Consider the following 17,985-nt stretch of genomic DNA (forward strand, 5'->3'; position numbering starts at 1 on the left):
GTAGGTGTCGTTGATCAGCTGCAGTTGTGCGCGCCGCTGTGGGCTTGAGCGATTTCGTTCCCGCTCGCGTCCCACATGGCGACCTCGTCCCAGATACATGATCCGATCCCGTGAACACTGACCGGTCCCGCATACCAGGAGAAGTAGCCGGTGTCGTCCTTGGGGCTGTTCGGGTCCGTGTTCGACCAGACCTGGAGGCTCGTCCGGGTCGATTGGCCGACGAACACCTTCTTGACCGCCACCTCGCAGTTGTTGGCGCCGTCCCAGTAGCCGTAGACGTGCGCCACCACGGTGTTGGTGTAGGCGCCTTCGCCGTAGTAGTCCTGCGAGTAGACCAGGTTCCCGTTGCAGCCGTACCCCCCGGCATGTGCCGTGCCGGATATGCCGGTCACCATGCCGATTGCCAGCACCGCCATTGCACCAACGCCTCCCAGACGCCGTATCAGGCGCGACCTACCCATAGTGCCCTTCCCCTCGTCGATGAACCCTGCGTACACAGCACGGTGTCCCGCCGACCCAGTCCGCCGAGCGGCGGAGCCTGTAGGTGCGGGCCGGTAGTAGGACCTTCCCGGCGTGTTGCGTCATCTTTCGCGGAACACGGCTGTGATGACCAGGCAGATGGCACCGGCAGAAACATCGGCAGTTTCCCCGGAGGCCGTCATGTGGTGTACTCGCCAAGAATGCACAACGAGGTCACGCTGGGGGGCATGTGGACGGGGGAAAGCTCGGCGAGGTGCTGCGTGCCCGGCGGATCCAAGCGGGACTGACACAGGAGCAGCTCGCGGAACGCTCGGGCCTGAGTGTGCGGGCGCTCGGGGATCTGGAACGCGGAAGGGTCGCCAGACCTCACCGCGAGTCTGTACGGCTGCTCGCTGAGGCACTCGGCCTGGACGGCGACGACCACGAGAGCCTCATGTGCCTTGCCGGTCACGGATCACCAACGCCCACGCCCGAGCCGACCCAGGCCACGGCACACCACCTGACGTTCCCCGGTCCCGGCGGACCAGCCGCCGCCGGCGCGGATCAGCCGGCGATCGATCCTCCACCTATGGGAGAAGACGAAGAGCCGGCCGACACGGACGGCGACCCCGCTTCGCGCCCCGCCGCACCTCCGCGTACCCGCCGAGCCACACTCGTGGCCGCGATCGCAACAACGACTGCCTGCCTCGCGACCGCCATCGCGGCACTATGGCCGGCACCAGCCGGCGAAACCCCGTCGAAGCCCTCCGAACGTTCCGCCCATGTCGCCCGCATCGCCGCCGACGCGCAGATCATCTCCTCCACAGGAACCGACCTGCGAGTCGACCACCCGGTCACGTCAGGCGACGCACTCGTGGTAGCCCTCATGCTCACCAGCACCACCGCCGGCACGATCGCCGTCACAGACACGGCCGGCAACCACTACGACATGGTCGCGGACGTCACCGACCCGTTCCACCACCGCACCGCGCTCTTCACCGCATTCAAGGTCAGCCCATTGCACGCCGACGACCATCTCACCATCACCTGGCCACAGGCCAGCAAACACCACATCGCCGTCGAAGAGTTCCACGGCATATCCGCAGCCAAAGGCCAAGCCGCAGGATTCGGCACCTACGACCACAGCAACCGGACCATCGCAGCCGGCATCCCCACCGGCTGCGCACCCGGAGACCTCGTGATAGCAGCGATCGGGAGCAACAGCGGCCCCGCACCTGCTCTGACGCCGGGTTGGCAGCTTCTGCCCGAACTTCAATTGTCCTCATATCGGCTCACGATTGCTTTCCGTCGCACCTCCGCTCACGAGGGCTGCACCCTCACCGGTACGAGCCAAGCCCAGTGGGAGACAGCACTCGTCAGCCTTCGGATCTGACAATCGTCCCCCTGAACCGCCGAAAGGCCCCTACGTCCCGATGGATCGGGACGGAGGGGCCTTTGGGGTGTCCTGGCGGACGGGTCAGACCGAGAGGACCTGGCCCGGGAAGATCAGGTTCGGGTTGCCACCGACGACGCCGGTGTTGTTGCTGTACAGGGTCTTCCAGTCGAGGCCCTTGGCGGCGGCGATGTCGCTCAGGGTGTCGCCGCTCTTGACGGTGTAGGTACCACCGTTGGTCTTCTTGGCCGGGGCCGCAGGGGCCTTGGTGGCCTTCGGCGTGGCGGCCTTCGGGGCAGCGGCAGCCTTCGGGGCGGCAGCGGCCTTGGGGGCCTCGGTCTTCGGCGCGGCGGCCTGCGGGGCGGCCTTGGGGGCAGCGGCGCGGGTCTCGGAGCGCGAGGCCGCGGCGGAGGACGAGGAGGAGCCGGTGTCGACCTGGGCGGCGGCGCCGCCCTTGGTCAGGCCCGCCTTGACGGAGCAGACCGGCCAGGCGCCGGGGCCCTGGTCCGCCAGCACCTTCTCGGCGATGGCGATCTGCTGCGCCTTGGTGGCCTGGTTGGCCTGCGGCGCGTACTGGGTGCCGCCGTAGGCGGCCCAGGTGCTGGAGGTGAACTGCAGGCCGCCGTAGAAGCCGTTGCCGGTGTTGATGCTCCAGTCACCGGTGCTCTCGCACTGGGCGACGGCGTCCCAGGTGGACACCGAGGCGGCGGAGGCCGACGTGGCCGTGACGAGGCCGGCCACCGGAAGGGCGACCAGAGCGCCGCCCATCAGGGCCATCCGCACGCGGTTGCGCTTGGGGGCGGAGGTCGTGGTGGCAGCGGCGGTCTCGTTACGGAAGGTCATGCGTATCCTCTCGGAATTCCCGGGCGGACAGCATGACGACACCCACGAGGGGTGGAATCCGCGTCTCACTCGATGAGCGGCTGCCGGCGTCTCTTACGCGGCACACCGCCCCGGCACCCTCCGCGCACCAGCGCCACCGGTGAACCGGCGGGCGTGCCTTCGGGGGTGAACCCGGGAAGTGCTCGTTGCACTGGTTTCGAAGCTACGAGGCGCCTGGGGCGATGCCAAGCATTTTCGGGTTTTCCCAGCTCAACGTGCCGTTACCGCCAGTAAGGAGGGGGTGTGCACGCGTCCGCACCCCCGAATTTCCGGCACCTTCCAAGATCGGGAAACCGCCCGATGTGCCCGCCACCACACCCCGGGCCACGTGAGGCCGGGCACATTCTCCACCGTCTGCAACGTGCCGCGGACCGACGGTCAGAGTGGATCTTGCCGGACGGAGGCTCGGGGTGGCTCCGCTCACAACAGCCCTCAGGACACCGCGTCGAGCTGCTCCCGATGCGGGACGGCGCCGGCGACGACGGCCCCCCGCTCACTGCCGGGCCGCCGATCGACGGCCCAGGAGACGGCGGCAACAAGGAAGCCGAGACCGGCCAGTCCCGCGCCCACCAGGGCCGGCGAGGTCCAGCCGAAGCCCGCGCTCAGCGCCAGCCCACCGAGGAAGGCGCCCTGGGCGTTCGCCAGGTTGAACGCGCCCTGCACCGTCGCCGAGGCCAGCGTCGGAGCCCGCCGCGCCTTCTCCAGCACCAAGGTCTGGACCGTCGGCACGGTGGCGAAGCCGAACAGTCCGATCAGGACCACGGTCAGCGCGGCCGACCACTGGGCCCGGGCGGTGACCGAGAAGGCCGCCAGGGCCAGCGCCATCAACAGGAACGCCGCGCAGATCGCGGGCCGCAGCGCCCGGTCGGCCGCGTACCCGCCGACGACGTTGCCCACCGTCATGCCGACCCCGAAGAGGGCCAGGACCAGCGTCACCGAGCCCGTGCCGAAGCCCGAGACCTCGGTGAGCATCGGGGTGATGTAGCTGTAGCAGGCGAACAGGCCGGCGCAGCCGAACACCACCGTCCCCAGGGCCAGCCACAGCTGTCCGCTGCGGAAGGCCGACAGCTCGTGGCGCAGCCCGGCCTGCGGGTGGCTCGGCAACGGCGGCACGAGGCGGGCGATCGCGAGGGTGCCGAAGGCTCCGATGCCGACGACCACCAGCATCGCGGCCCGCCACCCGAGGTGCTGGCCGAGCAGGGTGGCGGCCGGGACGCCGAGGATGTTGGCGACCGTGAGCCCGGAGAACATCACCGACACCGCCCGCGCCCGAAGGTGCGGGGCGGCCAGCTCGGCAGCGGCGACCGCCCCGGCACCGAAGAAGGCGCCGTGCGGCAGCCCGGTGATCAGGCGGGCCGCGGCCAGCAGGGCGAAGTTCGGCGCGATGGCGCAGAGCAGGTTGCCGACGGTGAACAGCCCGGCCAGCCCGATGAGGACGGCCTTGCGGGGCAGGCGGGCGGCGGCGGCCGTGAGCAGCGGGGCGCCGATGACCACGCCGAGCGCGTACATCGAGATCAGCCACCCGGCCTGGGGGATGGAGACGTGCAGGCCGTCCGCGACCTGCGGGAGGAGGCCCATTGCCGCGAACTCGGTGGTGCCGATGGCGAAGGCGGTGATGGCAAGGGCGACGAGCGCCAGCGGCATGGGAGGTCTCCGAGATGGGGGTTGCCCGTCGGCGCTGGGCCTGCACGGGCGACGGGCGGTCGCCGCTGACCGCCGGGAGGGCTGTGCCGGGCGAGTCTATCGGCTGCCCGCGGGCGGTCCGCGCCACCGTCAGGCCGCTGCTCACGACAGGTCAGGCCGCCGTGGTGAGGGCTCTGATGAGGTGCAGTTCGGTGACGATGTCGGTGAGGGTCCGGCAGCCGTCGGGGGCCGGGCCGAGTTCGGGGGCGGCGGGGCCGAGGCCGTCGAGGGCGTCCGCCATCGCGGCCAGCGAGGCGGTGACCTGGCGGGCGACCGGTTCGGACGGGCGGGGCCGGCCGTGTTCGAGGCGGACGGCGCAGGCGGTCGCGGCGTCGGCGATCCGTTCCGCGCCGCCGGTGACGGGGCGCCAGTCGCGGCCGGCCCGCAGTTCGGCGGAGGCGGTCTCGGCGGCAACCCGTGCCTCGGCCAGTGCGTGGTAGGCCGCCCGGCGCAGGGTGGCACGTTCCGCAGCCGACCCGGCGTCGGCTCCACCGGCGCGCGCTTCGGCTCGGGCCGGTACGTCCGGTGGTGCGGCCGGGCCGCCCGCGAGGACGTGCTCGAGGTAGCTCTGGGTGTGCCGCAGCGCGAGGGCGAAGTGGTGTCCGACCCGGGCGTGGGTGTCGGCCAGGCGCGGCAGGTGGCCGACGAGGAGGACGATCGCGCAGGCGAGCGCGGTGTCGGCCAGCCTGGTTCCGGCGGCCTGCCTGTCACCGCCGGTCGAGACGAAGGCCAGCACAGTGACGGTGATCACGGCCGTCTGCAGGGCGAAGTGACGGCCCGCCACCGGAATCAGCACTCCACCGGCCGTCACGGCGAGGACGGGCAGCAGTCCTCCCCCCGACAGAGTGCTCAGGGCGGCGAAGACCAGCACGCCGGCGGCGGTGCCGACGAAGCGGTTGACGACCCGGGAGAAGAGCGGCCCGAAGTCGGGCTTGACGAGGAAGGCGGCGGTCGCGGGCAGCCAGTACCAGTGGTCGGTCCGCAGCAGCAGGGCCACGGCCGTGTTGACGGAGACGCAGACGGCCACCCGCAGCCCGTACTCCCGTCCGGCCGGGCCGACGGGATGGGCGCCGCGCCCGGCGCGGGCGCGCGGAGCGCCGGCGGCCGAGTCGCGCGCGGTCCCGGCGAAGGCGAGCGTGGCGTCCAGGACGGCGCGGTCGAAGGCACTGCGGGCTGCGGTGTCCGAGACGGGCGCGGGCAGCGGACCGGGCGGCTGTCCGGCGCGTACGGCTGCGGCGAGGCGGCGCGGGCCCTCGGCGATCCGGCGGGGCAGGGGTGTGCCCTCCCAGAGCAGCGCGACGCTCGCCTCGCACAGGGCGGCCGCGGCGGTGAACCGTTCGGCGAGCTGGAGGTCCGCGCTCCGGGAGCGGCCGGGCAGGCTCAGCACCCGGCACAGGCGCAGGGCCTCGTCGGCGCGGTCCAGGGCTGCGGTCAGGCGGCGCCGGGCCGGTTCGGCGCTCGGGGTGCCGACGGCGTCCAGGGCGTCCGCGAGCGCGTCGAAGACGGCGGCCACCGCCAGCCGCTCGCCGCGCAGGGCGCCGCCCGCGAGGGGGGACCTGACGGCCAGTCTCAGCAGCAGGACCCACAGCGCACCGCCCAGGAAGCACCCGGCCATCAGCCAGGGTGGCCCGTCGGCCGGCATTCCCGCACCGACGGCAGTCAGGACGAGCAGTTGCAGGGCCGCGGCCGACCAGACCGGACCGGCCACGCTCAGGGCTCCGGAGACCAGCCCGGTCACCGTCAGCAGGGGCAGCGCCCACCAGCCGGTGACCACGGCCCCGAACAGCCCGAGCGAGCCCGCGAGCGCCGGCAGGCCGATGTGGACCACGCCGGTGCGGCGGGTGCCCGGCCGGTCGTTGACTCCCGCGAACATCGCCCCGAGCCCGGCCACCACCCCCGCCGAGCGGTGTCCGGTGGCCAGTCCCGCGGCGAGCAGCGGGCCCATGCCGAGTGCACCACGGGCGACGGCGGGCCAGGGCATCGGCGCTCGCTGCCAGCGCAGCGGGTGGACCAGCCAGGCCGGGGGTCGGAATTCCGGGCGGTGCACGGGCCTCCTCACGGAAGAACGGGCCTCCTCACAGAAGAAGGGGGTGGATTCGCAGCCTACGGGCGGCCGTTGTCGCAGCCGCTGCGTCCTCGTTACGAGCGCGTGTCGGTCCCCCGCCCTCCGGGTGCCGGAACCCGCCCTCCGGGTGCCAGAATCGGGGGCAGCGCGCCCGTCCGGCCGCGCCACGGGAGGAGACGGACGTGAACGCCACCGACGCCAGGCCGCTCGCCGCCATCGACATCGGCGGTACCAAGATCGCGGCCGCGGTGGTGGGTGACGACGGCACCCTGCTCGCCCGTACGCAGCGGCCCACCCCCTCCACCGCCGACGGGGAGACGGTGCTGCGGGCCGTCCTCGACGCCCTCGAGGAGCTCGCCGAGGCGCCGGCCTGGGCCGGGGTGCGCGGGCTCGGTGTCGGCAGCGCCGGTCCGGTGGACACCGGCCGAGGCACCGTCAGCCCCGTCAACATCGGGGGCTGGCGCCACTTCCCGCTGGTCGAGCGGCTCTCCGGCCACCCGGCCGCCACGGACCTCCCGGTGGTGCTGGCCGGCGACGGGATCGCGATCGCCGCCGCCGAGCACCGGTTCGGCGCCGCCCGCCCGTACGACAACGTGCTGTGCATGGTGGTCTCCACGGGTGTCGGCGGCGGCCTGATCCTGGGCGGCGCGCTGCACACCGGGACGACCGGCAACGCCGGGCACATCGGCCACATCACGGTCGACCTCGACGGGGAGCCCTGCCCGTGCGGCAGCCGGGGCTGCCTGGAGCTGTTCGCCAGCGGCACCGCGATCGCCCGGTACGCCCTGCGCAGCGGGTGGCAGCCGTCCACCGAGGACCGCTCGGCGGTCGCGGTCGCCGCCTCGGCGCGGGCCGGTGACCCGGTCGCCCTGGCAGCGTACGACCGGGCCGCCCGGGCGCTGGCCGCCGGGATCGCCGCCACCGCGACGCTGGTCGAGCTCGACGCCGTGGTCATCGGCGGCGGGGTCGCCCAGGTCGGCGACCTGCTGCTCGATCCGCTGCGCGGCCATCTGACCACGTACGCGGCGCTGCCGTTCGCCGCCGGGATCAAGGTCCACCGGGCGCTGCTGGGCACGGACGCGGGCCTGGTCGGCGCCGCCGCCGTGGCCGCCCACCGGCTCGGGGGCTGACCCTGCGCCTCGCATGGAGCGAGCGCCCGGGGCCATGGGACCATGGCAGGGCGGAAGTCTGATCCCCGGGCGGTTGCGTGACATGCACACCGACGAGCAGGGCCCCGGTACAGAGCCCCGCTACGCCACGGCGGGCGGGGAGCAGGAACGTGACGGCCTGATGATGGTCCCGATCGCGACCGCGTTGATCGCCGCAGACGGCCGCATCCTGCACTGGAGCTCGGACGCCGAGGCGCTCCTCGGCTACAGCGCCGAGGAGGCCGTCGGGACGCTGGCGGCTCAGATCCTGGTCAACGACGAGCAGCGCCCACGGGTGCTGGCCCTGTTCGACGGCATTCTGCGCGGCCGGGGCTGGTCGGGTGTCTTCCCGGTCAAGCACCGCGAGGGCCACCACGTGAACCTGGAGTTCCGGACCCACCCGATCACCGGCCCCGACGGGCAGCCGCTGGTGCTCGCGGTCGCCTCCGACGTGACCGTGCTGCGCCGCCTCCAGGCCGATCTCGCCGTCCTGGACGGCTTCTTCACCCAGTCCCCGGTGGGGATGGCGGTCTACGACCCGCAGATGCGGTTCGTCCGGCTCAACGAGGCGCTGGCGCGGGTGAACGGCCTGCCGGTGCCCGAGCATCTCGGCCGGCGGGTCATCGAGGTGCTGCCGGGCATCAACGGCGAGGAGATCGAGGAGGTGATGCGGCAGGTACTGTCCAGCGGCAACGCGGTGATCGACGCCCGTTCGCACGGCCGCACCCCCGGCGATCCCGAGCACGACCACGCCTGGTCGGCCTCCTACTTCCGGCTCGAGAAGCAGACCGGGGAGATCCTCGGGGTGAGCTCCACGATCGTCGACGTGACCGAGCGCTACCGGGCCGAATCACGGGCCGCCCGCGCACAGGAGCGCCTCGGCCTGCTGGTGGACGCCACCGCGTCCATCGGCACCACGCTCGACCTGCGGCAGACCGCCCGCGAGCTCGCCGACGCGATGGTGCCCCGGGTGGCGGACGTGAGCGGGGTCTTCGCCCTGGAGCGGCTGGTCTCCGGGGAGCCCGAGGGGGGCGGCTCGGGCGACCAGCTGGTCCGCCGCCTCGCCCTCGCGACCATCGACCCGGACTACCCGGTGGAGCACCTGCCGACCGAGGCCGTCTACCGGATACCGCCCGACTCCGCGTACGCCGAGGCGATGGCGACGGGCCGGACGGTGATCACGCCGTCCTGGGAACTGCCACTGCTCAGCACGGGCATGCCCGACGACCAGGTGGCGGCCTACCGCGGCAAGCGCTCACGCCCGGTGCGGATCACTCCCCTGGTCGCCCGGGGCACGGTGCTGGGGATGGTGGTCTACTCGCGGCGCGGCGAGCGGGTGTCCTTCGACGAGGAGGACACCACCCTCGGCGACGAGCTGGCCTCCCGGGCGGCCGTCTCGATCGACAACGCCCGTCTGTACCTGCGCCAGCACGAGACGGTGCTGGCCCGTGCGCAGGCGCTGCGCGAGGCCAAGGCGGCCCAGGAGCGCCTGGCCCTGGTGAACACCGCCTCGGCCCGGATCGGCACCACGCTCGACCTGGCGCAGACCGCGCGCGAGCTGGCCGAGGTCGCGACGCCCCGGCTGGCCGACACGGTGGTGGTGGAGGTGCTGGACGCGCTGGTCCAGGGCTCGGAGACGGTGACCCCCAGCCTGGCCGACCGCTCGGCGGTGCTGCGCCGGATGGCCTTCCACAGCGTTCCCGGTTCCGGGATGCGTCCGGTGGCCCCGGTCGGCAACGTGCACCGCTTCCACCCGGCCACCCCGTACGCCTGGACGCTGGCCCACCGCCGCCCGGTGCTGGTGCCCCACCTGAACGAGGCCTCGATGACCTGGTTCACCGAGGACCCGGCGCTCGCGGCAGGCATCCGCGAGGAGGGGGTCCGGTCGGTGATGGTGGTGCCGCTGATCGCGCGGGGAGCGGCGGTCGGGGTGGCGGCGTTCTACCGCAATCTGACGGAGCGCCCCTACGACGACGAGGACCTGGCCCTGGCCGGGGAGCTGGCGGCGCGGGCGGCGGTCGCGATCGACAACGCCCTGCTGTACACCCGTGAGCGGGACGCCGCCAGGCAGCGCCAGCTGGCCCTGGAGGAGGCCAACACGGCCCAGCAGCGCCTCGCCCTGCTCAACGAGGCGAGCACCCGGATCGGCACCACGCTCGATCTGAACCGCACCGCGCGGGAGCTGGTGGAGGTGGTGATCCCGCGGTTCGCGGACTTCGTCACCGTCGATCTGCTGGAGTCGGTGCTGGAGGGGGAGGAACCGGAGCCGGTGCCGCGCGACGGCCGGGCGATGCTGCGCGCCGTGGCGGTCGGCGAGGTCGGTGAGACGGGGGTGATGGCCGGGGCCGCGGACGCGGTCGGCGAGGCGTCCCGGTCGGCCAAGGTCTACGCGGAGAGCCTGCGCAGCGGGCGGTCGATCCTGGTCCCCGAGGTCGACGAGGCCGCGCTGCAGCGGATCGTCGCCGAGCCCGACCGGGTCGCGCCCAGTCTGGAGGCGGGCGTCCACTCCTACATCATGGTGCCGCTGCTGGCCCGGGGCATCGTCCTGGGCGGCGCCGAGTTCATCCGGACGTCCAACCCCGAGCCGTTCGGGCCGGCGGATGTGGCGCTGGCCGAGGAACTGGCCTCCCGTGCCTCCGTCGCGATCGACAACGCCCGGCTGTACCGGCGCGAGCGGGACACCGCGCTGACCCTGCAGCGCAGCCTGCTGCCGCAGGAGGTGCACCGCACGCTGGGGCTGGAGATCGCGTACCGGTACCTGCCCAGCAGTGTGATCAGCGAGGTGGGCGGCGACTGGTTCGACGTCGTGCCGCTCTCCGGCGGGCGGGTCGCCCTGGTCGTCGGCGATGTGATGGGCCACGGCATCCGGGCGGCGGCCACGATGGGCCAGCTCCGGACGGTGGCCCGGACGCTGATCACGCTGGACATGGAGCCGGCGCGGGTCATGCGCCGCCTGGACGAGGCGGCCGCGGCGGTCGGCGAGGGCCAGTTCGCCACCTGCGTCTGCGTCGTCTTCGACCCCCTGGACCGCACCTGCACGGCGGCCAGCGCCGGCCACCTGCCGCCGGTCGTCGCCGGCCCGGAGGGCTCCGCGTACCTGATCGACCTGCCGACCGGTGCCCCGCTGGGTGTCGGCGGCGTGCCGTTCGAGAGTGTCCAGTTCACGCTGCCGGAGGACGGCATCCTGGTGCTCTACACGGACGGTCTGATCGAACGCCGGGGCCAGGACATGGACGAGGGCCTGGACGTGCTGCGCCGTACCGTGGCCGACCGCCGCCCCACCCTGGAGCAGACCTGCGACTCCGTGCTCACCGCGCTGGCCTCGCACTCCGGCCAGGACGACATCGCCGTGATCATGGCGCACGCGCTTCCCGTCGACTCCTCCCGGCTCGCCGTCCTGCCGCTGGCCGGTGACCTGTCGATGGTCGGCCACGCCCGCCGCTTCACCCGCAAGACGCTCGCCTCCTGGGGTCTGGACCCGCTCATCGACCTGTCCGAGCTGCTCACCAGCGAGGTGATCACCAACGCCCTGGTGCACGCCGGGGCGCCCACCGAGCTGCGGATCTTCCGCAACCGGCTGCTGACCGTGGAGGTTGCCGACATCGACAGTCATGCGCCCAGGCTGCGCCGGGCCCGGGAGTCCGACGAGGGCGGCCGCGGGGTGCACCTGGTCAACGAGCTGGCCCATCGCTGGGGCAGCCGCAGCACCAGCGAGGGCAAGGTGGTCTGGTTCGAGCTCGAGCTCCCGCCGGGCAGTCCTCACTGACCCCGGGAGCACGAATGGCGACACAGCTCACCGCCCGCAGAATGTCCGCGCTTCCGTGCGGCCGGCGCAGCAAGTGGGTGGTGCTGGTGCTCTGGCTGGTCCTGGTGACGGTGGCCGGCCCGCTCGCGGGGAAGCTGATGAGCGCGGAGGACAACCAGGCGTCCAGCTGGCTGCCGGGCAGTGCCGAGTCGACCAAGGTCCTGAACGAGCAGCGCGCCTTCCAGCCCGTCGACATCGCCCAGGCCGTGGTGGTCTACGAGCGGCCCGACGGCATCACCCTCGCGGACCGGGCGGAGGCGGCCCGGGACGCGACGGCGTTCGCCACCGCCCCACACGTCCTCGGCCCGGTCGTCGGGCCCGAACTGTCCACGGACGGGCAGGCCATGCAGACCGTGGTCCCGGTCGACATCGGCACCGGCGGCTGGCAGGACCTGCGCCCGGCCGTGGACAGCCTGCGGGCCACCGCGGCGGCGGACAGCCTGGGGATGGCGACCCATGTCACCGGGCCGGCCGGCATCGGTGCCGACCAGGCCGCGGCCTTCGCCGGCATCGACAGCACCCTGCTGTTCGCCACGATCAGCGTCGTCGTCATCCTGCTGCTGCTCACCTACCGCAGCCCGGTGCTGTGGCTGTTGCCGCTGCTGTGCGCCGGGATCGCCCTGACCGTCGCCGAGGCCGTGATCTACCTGCTCGCCAAGCACGCCGGGCTGACGGTCAACGCCCAGAGCGCCGGCATCCTGATCGTGCTGGTCCTGGGGGCCGGTACCGACTACGCGCTGCTGCTGACCGCCCGTTACCGCGAGGAGCTGCGCAAGCACCGGGACCGCCACGAGGCGATGGCCTTCGCCCTGCACCGGGCCGGGCCCGCCATCGGCGCGAGCTCGGCGACGGTGGTCGCCTCGATGCTCTGCCTGCTGGTCGCCGAGATGAACTCGACCCGCGGCCTCGGCCCGGTCTGCGCGATCGGCGTGCTGGTCGCCCTGCTGGCGATGGTCACCCTGCTGCCCGCCCTGCTGGTCATCGTCGGCCGCTGGGTCTTCTGGCCGGTCCGCCCGACGTACGGCTCACCCGAGCCGACCGCGAGCGGCCGGTGGGCGAGGATCGGCGCCCGGATCCGCGAGCGCCCGCGAAAGGTCTGGGTCGGCACGGGGCTGGCACTCGCGGCCTGCTGCGTCGGCCTGGTCTCGCTCAACGCCGACGGGCTGAGCACCGCCGGGACCTTCACCGGCAAGCCCGACTCGGTGGTCGGCCAGGAGGTGCTCACCGAGCACTTCCCGGGCGGCACCGGCGCCCCGCTGTCGATCCTCAGCACCGCCGCCTCGGCGCCCTTGGTCCGGGAAGCGGCCCGGACCGTTCCCGGCATCGCCGAGACGAGCCCACCGGAGGTCCGCGAGGGCACGGCCCTGCTGCGGGCGACCCTCGCCGACCCGCCGGACAGCCAGGCCGCCAAGGACACCGTCGACCGGGTGCGGGCCGCCGTGCACGCCGTCCCGGACGCCGACGCCAAGGTCGGCGGCAGCACGGCGGTGATCCTGGACGCCGGGCGGGCCGCCGAGCACGACAACCAGGTGATCATCCCGCTGGTGCTGGCCGTGGTCCTGGTGATCCTCGCCGGGCTGCTGCGGGCGGTGGTGGCACCGCTGGTGCTGATCGCCACCGTGGTGCTCTCGTACGCGGCGGCGCTCGGCATCAGCGCGTTCTTCTTCGCGCACGTCTTCCATTTCGAAGGCGCGGACCAGGCCTTCCCGCTGTTCGTGTTCGTCTTCCTGGTGGCGCTGGGCATCGACTACAACATCTTCCTGATGACCCGGGTCCGCGAGGAGGCGCTGCACCGGGGCACCCGTGCGGGGGCGGTGGCCGGGCTGGCCGCCACCGGTGGCGTGATCACCTCGGCCGGCCTGATCCTGGCCAGCACCTTCGCCGTCCTGGGCACCCTGCCGGTGGTGGGCTTCGCCGAGATCGGCTTCGCGGTGGCCCTTGGCGTGCTGCTGGACACCCTGGTGGTCCGCTCGGTCCTGGTCACCGCGCTCACCATGGACCTGGACCACCGGATGTGGTGGCCCAGCGCACTGTCCCGTCGAGGCTGAAATCCGGTCGAGAGCGGAGCCGGCGGCTGCTAGCGTCATGAGCATGAAGCGCGCTGCGATGGTGACGACGACGCCGGAGAGTGTCCCGGCGCGCTGACTGCTGTCTTGAGTCCGAAGCCCCGGGGCGAGTGCCCCGGGGCTTCGCCGTTCGGTCACTCGCCCCCACCGTCCGCGAGGAGACCACGATGAACGACCACCGCCGCCTCGGCCGCGAGCTCGACCTGTTCGACACCGACCCTCTGATGGGCGCCGGCCTGCCGTACTGGCTGCCGGCCGGCGCCGCCGTGCGGCACGCCCTGGAGGAGTACATCCGCGACGCCGAGCGCCGGGCGGGCTACCGCCACGTGTACTCGCCGGTGCTCGGAAAGCGGGAGCTGTACGAGATCTCCGGGCACTGGTCCCACTACAGCGAGGACATGTTCCCGCCGATGGACCTCGGCGGGGAGCAGGTGGTGCTGCGGCCGAGCCTGTGCCCGCACCACGCGCTGATCTTCCGCTCCCGCTCGCACAGCTACCGGGAACTGCCCCTGCGGATGGCCGAGCTCGGCGGCATGTACCGCTCCGAACTGTCCGGTGTGCTGGGCGGGTTGACCAGGGTACGGGCGATCCAGCTCAACGACGCGCACATCTTCTGCACCCTGGAGCAGGTCGCCGAGGAGGCCCGCGCCGCCCTGGACCTCATCCGCCGGGCCTACCACGCGCTCGGCATCCGGCCCGTCCGCTACCGGCTGTCGCTCCCCGGGCCGGGCGGCAAGTACGTCGCCGCCCCCGAGATGTGGCGGCGGTCCGTCGCACTGCTGACCGAGGTCCTGGAGGGCGCGGGGGTGCCGTACGAGGCCGCGGAGGGCGAGGCGGCGTTCTACGGTCCCAAGATCGACGTACAGATCGCGGACAGCGCCGGCCGGGAGTCCACCCTGTCCACCGTCCAGGTCGACTTCCACCAGCCCGAGCGGTTCGACCTGCACTACATCGGCCCGGACGGCGCCAAGCACCGGCCGGTCATGGTCCACCGCAGCATCATCGGCAGCGTCGAACGGGCCGTCGCTCACCTCATCGAGCTGCACGGCGGGGCGTTCCCGGCCTGGCTGGCCCCCGTCCAGGTGGTGGCCGTCCCGGTGTCCGAGGCCGAGGCGCCGGCGGCCGCCGAGCTGGTGCGGCGCTGCCTCGACCTGGGGCTGCGGGCGGAGCTCGCCGGGCCCGAGCACGGCACCCTCGGAGCCCGGATCCGTGGCGCCCGGCTGGTGCCCTACCAGGCGGTCATCGGGCCGAGGGAGGCCGCCGACGGGCAGGTGGCCCTGCGCCTGCGGGACGGACGACGGTTGGCGGCCATGCCCGCCGGTGAGGCGCTGAGCCGCATTCAGGCGGTGGTCGCCGCACGCCGTACCGAGCTCTGGGAGGAGGCCCTCGCGGTCAGTCCAGCCAGCGCAGGGTGAACCAGACGTCCATCCGGGTGTCCGGGTCCGCGAGGTCCAGCCGGAGCAGCGCCTCGGCGCGGGCGATCCGCTGGCGGACGGTGTTGCGGTGGATGCCGAGGGCGGCCGCCGTACGGTCCCAACTGCCGTGCAGCGACAGCCAGGTGCGCAGGGTGTCGAGCACGGCCGGGGAGCCGTCCAGCGGGGCCAGCCGACGTCGGGCCAGCTCGGCGGCCTCGGCCTGCGGGACCAGCTCCGCGACGCCCCAGTCCCGGCTGCGGTGCCGCAGCAGCGCGGCCCCGCCGGCGAGGGCGCGGCGCAGGGCGGTCGCGGCCTGGCCGTCGGCGAGCGGGAGCTCGGCGGCGGGCGCCGGGGCGCTCACCCCGAGCGTCCAGCCGGGCAGTTCGGGGACGGGCGCGTCGGCGGGCAGCAGCGCGCAGAGCTCGTCCCCGTCCAGGTCGAGGTACGGCGTGCCGAGCGCGGCCGGTCCCGAGCGGCCGTGCCGTCGTCCCCGCACCACCAACCACGGCCCGGGCCCGAGGAGTTCGGCCACCTCCTCGGGCCGGGAGCCGAGCATCAGCCGGACCACCGCCGCGCCGGAGGCCACCGTGCGCGGACGCGGCCCGCTGAGCAGGGCGAGCAGCACGGCCGCCATACCGCCGACCGAGCGGTCCACCGGGTCCTGGTGGCGGGCGGCGATGCCCAGGACCAGGCCGGTGCCCGCGAGGGCGTGCGCCGTCAGGTGCTGCTCACCCGCGTGGGCGGCGCCGGTGGCCAGCGGCCGGTCGCCGTGCAACCGGGCGGCGAGTGCGGCCAGTTCGGCCGGGACGGGCTCATCCGGGCGCGGCCCTGCGGCGTGCAGCTCCCGGCCGTCGGCGTCGAGCAGCACCACCCAGGCGTCCAGCGCCGCCGCGAGTCTGCGCAGCACCGCGGCGAGCGGGTCCGGGCGGGACGCGGCGGTGGCGAGCGCCTGCTGCGCCTCGGTGACCCGCCGCAACTCGCGGTGCCGGGCCTCGGCCAGGGCCAGCCACAGGGCGCGGCTGACGGCGACGAACGGCGTCGGCGGCGGGATCTCCACGAGCGGCAGGCCGTGCCGCTCGCAGGCCTCCACCAGCACCTCGGGCACCCGGTCGTGCACCGGCGCCACCCCGAAGCCGAGCGCCGCCGCCCCGGCCTCGACCGCCCGGGCGACGTAGCGGTCGTGGTCGAAGGCCGCGCCGCCCTCCTCGCCGAAGAAGATCCCCGAGGTGAGCAGCAGTTCGCCGCCGAGCAGGTACGGCGCCGGGTCGGCCATCTCCGAGGTGTGCACCCACTGGATCGGGACGTCCCCCTGGCGCGGCCCGGCGACCTGGCGCAGGCCGAGGTCGGTCCGGGAGAGCAGCGCGCTCAGCGGGATCGAGGGGGTGTCGAGAGAGCTCATATGGATGGTTCGTCCTGCCCTGAGGGTGATCAGGGTCAGAACATACACTTCATCGGCCGTCGGCGTGACACCTAGAGTCATGGCCTGAGCCCGCCGGATTCCCCCCGTCCGGCGGGCCGTCTCCCCCGGCCGGGCCCGCGCACGCCCGGTCGCGCCACATCCCCCAGCTACCCCCGACTGCGGAGGACCGGATGGCCATCGACTACAGCATCATCGTCCTGTATCTGGCGGGCATGCTCGCCATGGGCTGGTGGGGCATGCGCCGCGCCCGCTCCAAGAGCGACTTCCTGGTCGCGGGCCGCCGCCTCGGCCCGGTGATGTACTCGGGCACCATGGCCGCCATCGTCCTGGGCGGCGCCTCCACCATCGGCGGCGTCGGCCTCGGCTACAAGTACGGCCTGTCGGGCGCCTGGATGGTCGTCACCATCGGCCTCGGCCTGCTCGCCCTGAGCATCTTCTTCTCGGCCCGGATCGCCCGGCTCAAGGTCTACACCGTCTCCCAGATGCTCGACCTGCGCTACGGCGGCTCCTCCGGCCTGATCTCCGGCATCGTCATGTGGGCGTACACCCTGATGCTGGCCGTCACCTCCACCATCGCCTACGCCACCATCTTCGACGTGCTGTTCGGCCTCGGCCGCACCCCGGCGATCATCCTCGGCGGCGTCATCGTGGTCGGCTACTCCACCCTCGGCGGCATGTGGTCGATCACCATCACCGACATGGTGCAGTTCGTCGTCAAGACCATCGGCGTGCTGCTCCTGCTGCTGCCGATCGCGGTGGTCAAGGCGGGCGGCTTCGCCGCGATGCAGGAGAAGCTGCCCGGAGGGTACTTCTCCCCCATGAGCATCGGCCTGGAGACCGTCTTCACCTACACGCTGATCTACACCTTCGGCATGCTGATCGGCCAGGACATCTGGCAGCGCGTCTTCACCGCCCGCACCGACAAGATCGCCAGCACCGGCGGCACCGTGGCCGGGATCTACTGCCTGGTGTACGCGATCGCGGGCGCCGTCATCGGCACCGCCGCCAAGGTGCTCTACCCCACGCTCGGCAGCACCGACAACGCCTTCGCCACCATCGTCAAGGGCGCACTGCCGGTGGGCGTCAAGGGCCTGGTGCTGGCCGCCGCGCTGTCGGCGGTGATGTCCACCTCCTCCGGCGCGCTGATCGCCTGTGCCACCGTCGCCAACAACGACATCTGGTCGCGCCTGCGCGGCCGGGCCACCCCGAAGGACGACCATGACGAGGTGCGCGGCAACCGGATCTTCATCCTGGTCATGGGCATCGCCGTGATCGCCATCGCGATCGCGCTGGACAACGTGGTGGAGGCCCTCACCGTCGCCTACAACCTGCTGGTCGGCGGCCTGCTGGTGCCGATCCTCGGCGGACTGGTCTGGAAGCGAGGCACGGCGGCCGGCGCCCTGGCCTCGATCGTGGCGGGCGGCGTCAGCGTCGTCGTCCTGATGGCCGTCGACGGCGTGCTGGCCAACGAGCCGATCTACTACGGGCTGCTGGCGAGCCTGGTCTCGTACGCCGCCGTCAGCCTCGCCACCAAGCCCACCGACGCCGCCGTCCTGGACGCCTGGCGCCGCCGCCTCGCGGGTTCGGAGGCCGCGAGCTCCGAACCCGCCGCCGCGACCGTCTGACCGCCTGCCCCCAGAGAGGCTGAC

Annotated in this window: 11 protein-coding genes and 1 pseudogene; 7 read left to right on the plus strand and 5 right to left on the minus strand. The window is 73.1% G+C overall.

All coding sequences use genetic code 11. The features are described 5' to 3' along the window. Positions 1-14 precede the first annotated feature (14 nt). Positions 15-416, minus strand: coding sequence for a hypothetical protein (locus tag FB465_RS01175; RefSeq protein WP_145786759.1), 402 nt, complete (start codon positions 414-416; stop codon positions 15-17). Between the two features lie 317 nt (positions 417-733). On the opposite strand from FB465_RS01175, the pseudogene FB465_RS36500 reads away from it, so the two are divergent. Both FB465_RS36500 and FB465_RS01180 read left to right on the plus strand, forming a co-directional pair. Then, positions 734-901 (plus strand): annotated as a pseudogene (locus tag FB465_RS36500) (helix-turn-helix domain-containing protein); the annotation flags it as partial. A 147-nt stretch (positions 902-1,048) separates the two neighbouring features. Then, entirely contained in the window at positions 1,049-1,852 is an 804-nt protein-coding gene (locus FB465_RS01180) for a hypothetical protein (protein WP_246193392.1), read from the plus strand. Between the two features lie 84 nt (positions 1,853-1,936). On the opposite strand, the gene FB465_RS01185 is transcribed toward FB465_RS01180, so the two are convergent. The 3 genes from FB465_RS01185 to FB465_RS01195 form a co-directional block, all read right to left on the minus strand. Continuing rightward, complete coding sequence (locus FB465_RS01185; RefSeq protein WP_145786763.1) at positions 1,937-2,695, minus strand: LysM peptidoglycan-binding domain-containing protein; 759 nt, start codon at positions 2,693-2,695, stop codon at positions 1,937-1,939. 471 nt (positions 2,696-3,166) lie between these two features. Then, positions 3,167-4,378: an MFS transporter gene (locus tag FB465_RS01190; protein WP_145786765.1), complete on the minus strand. Its 1,212-nt coding sequence runs from the start codon at positions 4,376-4,378 to the stop codon at positions 3,167-3,169. 151 nt (positions 4,379-4,529) lie between these two features. Then, entirely contained in the window at positions 4,530-6,464 is a 1,935-nt protein-coding gene (locus tag FB465_RS01195; RefSeq protein ID WP_246192432.1) for an FUSC family protein, read from the minus strand. 200 nt (positions 6,465-6,664) lie between these two features. Here FB465_RS01195 and FB465_RS01200 point away from each other — a divergent pair, with 200 nt between their 5' ends. The 4 genes from FB465_RS01200 to thrS all read left to right on the plus strand — a co-directional run bounded on the left by FB465_RS01200 (position 6,665) and on the right by thrS (position 14,916). Next, on the plus strand, positions 6,665-7,612 hold the full coding sequence (locus FB465_RS01200) for an ROK family protein (protein ID WP_145786767.1): 948 nt from the start codon (positions 6,665-6,667) through the stop codon (positions 7,610-7,612). Between the two features lie 82 nt (positions 7,613-7,694). After that, on the plus strand, positions 7,695-11,396 hold the full coding sequence (locus FB465_RS01205) for an ATP-binding SpoIIE family protein phosphatase (RefSeq protein ID WP_170290453.1): 3,702 nt from the start codon (positions 7,695-7,697) through the stop codon (positions 11,394-11,396). Between the two features lie 14 nt (positions 11,397-11,410). Beyond that, positions 11,411-13,483 carry an MMPL family transporter gene (locus FB465_RS01210; protein ID WP_246192433.1) on the plus strand — a complete coding sequence of 691 codons (2,073 nt, stop codon included), beginning with the start codon at positions 11,411-11,413 and terminating at the stop codon, positions 13,481-13,483. A gap of 128 nt (positions 13,484-13,611) precedes the next feature. Beyond that, positions 13,612-14,916 carry a threonine--tRNA ligase gene (gene thrS, locus FB465_RS01215; protein ID WP_281292316.1) on the plus strand — a complete coding sequence of 435 codons (1,305 nt, stop codon included), beginning with the start codon at positions 13,612-13,614 and terminating at the stop codon, positions 14,914-14,916. Here thrS and FB465_RS01220 read toward each other — a convergent pair. After that, complete coding sequence (locus FB465_RS01220) at positions 14,894-16,315, minus strand: PucR family transcriptional regulator (protein ID WP_145786773.1); 1,422 nt, start codon at positions 16,313-16,315, stop codon at positions 14,894-14,896. The genes thrS and FB465_RS01220 overlap by 23 nt on opposite strands. 191 nt (positions 16,316-16,506) lie before the next feature. Here FB465_RS01220 and FB465_RS01225 point away from each other — a divergent pair, with 191 nt between their 5' ends. Continuing rightward, positions 16,507-17,961 (plus strand): sodium:solute symporter family protein, encoded by a 1,455-nt coding sequence (locus FB465_RS01225; protein ID WP_145786775.1) that lies wholly within the window; start codon positions 16,507-16,509, stop codon positions 17,959-17,961. Positions 17,962-17,985: the final 24 nt, after the last annotated feature.

Source organism: Kitasatospora atroaurantiaca, from assembly GCF_007828955.1.
GTDB classification, from domain to species: Bacteria; Actinomycetota; Actinomycetes; order Streptomycetales; family Streptomycetaceae; genus Kitasatospora; species Kitasatospora atroaurantiaca.